The following is a 1,450-nucleotide window of genomic DNA, read 5'->3' as shown; positions in this document are numbered from 1 at the left end:
TTTTTTTTCTGAAAAAGAATGTCGATTTCTGCTAGGATTAGGTCCTATTGCCACAAAGGATAAGCATAGGCACAGAGTTTTTCTGGCTATCCAGCTGGGTGGCAGTAGAAAGGATAGTTGTAAAGACACATGAAGGAAGTGAAAATTTTTTCTACGTGCTCTTTGGCAACAATCCTTTGTTCTTCATGTGTGAAGTCAGTTTTATTTCCGGTTTAACTACCAATAAAAGCTCGACCTTTGGTGATTAGCTTATGCTGATTGTAGCTCCCTTAGTTTGTTTTGGTAATGCTCAATTTGCCTTTGCTTTCTTTTGTGCATAAAAGTCTGATAATCATATTCGCGGTAAGGCTCTTTGTTTTTTAAGATGTGGTAAGCGGCCACAATGATTTTATGAGCTACCGCAATGAGAGCTCGCTTTTTTCCTCTTCTACCTACTAAAGAAGCGTACTTGATTTTCAGATAGTTATCATTGTTTCTACAGCTGGCTACCCAGGCAGCTTCAACAAGGGCGGTTTTCAGTGTTTTGTTTCCTTGAGTTATGCGTGCACTTTTTTTTTACCCGCACTCTCATTATTGCCCGGACATACACCAGCCCAGCAGGCAAGATGATGCTGGGAAGGAAACTGCTGCATGTCTGCGCCCATTTCAGCGATCATGATTCCTGCTGTTTGTCTGCCCACTCCGGGAATGGTTTGCAGTAGCTCCATTTCTGTTTGATAGTCCTTGAGCACTTCCTCAATCTGAAGATCAATATCATCGATGATAGCCTGCACTTGAGCAATAGATTTGAGAAAGGTCTTGAGCATAAAGCGGTGATGAGCAGTAATATGGCCTTTAAGTGCTTGCCTAAGCTCTTCTTTCTTTCTTAGGCTGCCATAGGCTAGCTGCTGTAAAGCTTCAGCAGAGGTTTCTCCATCAATTATTGCCTGAATAATGGCCATGCCCGATGCTCCAAACACATCACTGGCTACACTGGAAAGCTTGATGTTGGCATCTTCCAAAATCTTCTGCAGGCGGTTCTTTTCCCCTACCATCTGAGCTGTAAGCTTCTTACGGTATCGGAACAAATCCCGAAGCTCACGAATAGGTCTGGGCGGAATAAAGCTGCCTTTCAACAAGCCGCTCAACAGTAGCTGCGCGATCCATTGGCTATCTTTCTTGTCGGTCTTGTGCCCTGGCACATTCTTGATGTGGCGGGCATTGACTAAGATAATCTCAAAGTCTTCTTCTAAGACATTGAACACCGGCTTCCAATAGACACTGGTGCTTTCCATGGCTACATGCGTGACTGATAAGCTGTTGAGCCAATCACGAAGCTCCTCCAGGTCTTCGGTAAAGGCGCTAAACTCTCTGGTCTGTTCTTCTAGGCCTTCTCCTGAAACCGAGGCAACAATGAGGTTCTTGTGAACATCCAGTCCACATCCTCTGGCGATAAGCTGGGGAAATGAAA

General features: G+C 44.4%; 1 protein-coding gene. It reads right to left on the bottom strand.

The window, feature by feature from the left end; all coding sequences use genetic code 11:
- Positions 1–536: 536 nt before the first annotated feature.
- Positions 537–1,450, bottom strand: a 914-nt coding sequence (locus KWJ01_RS03930) for an IS110 family transposase (protein WP_224995122.1), incomplete at its 5' end; no start/stop codon positions are given.

Source organism: Cesiribacter sp. SM1 (assembly GCF_020178975.1).
GTDB lineage: Bacteria > Bacteroidota > Bacteroidia > Cytophagales > Cyclobacteriaceae > Cesiribacter.
The sequence above is the reverse complement of the archived record's forward strand: the minus strand, read 5'-3'. Positions and strand labels throughout refer to the sequence as shown.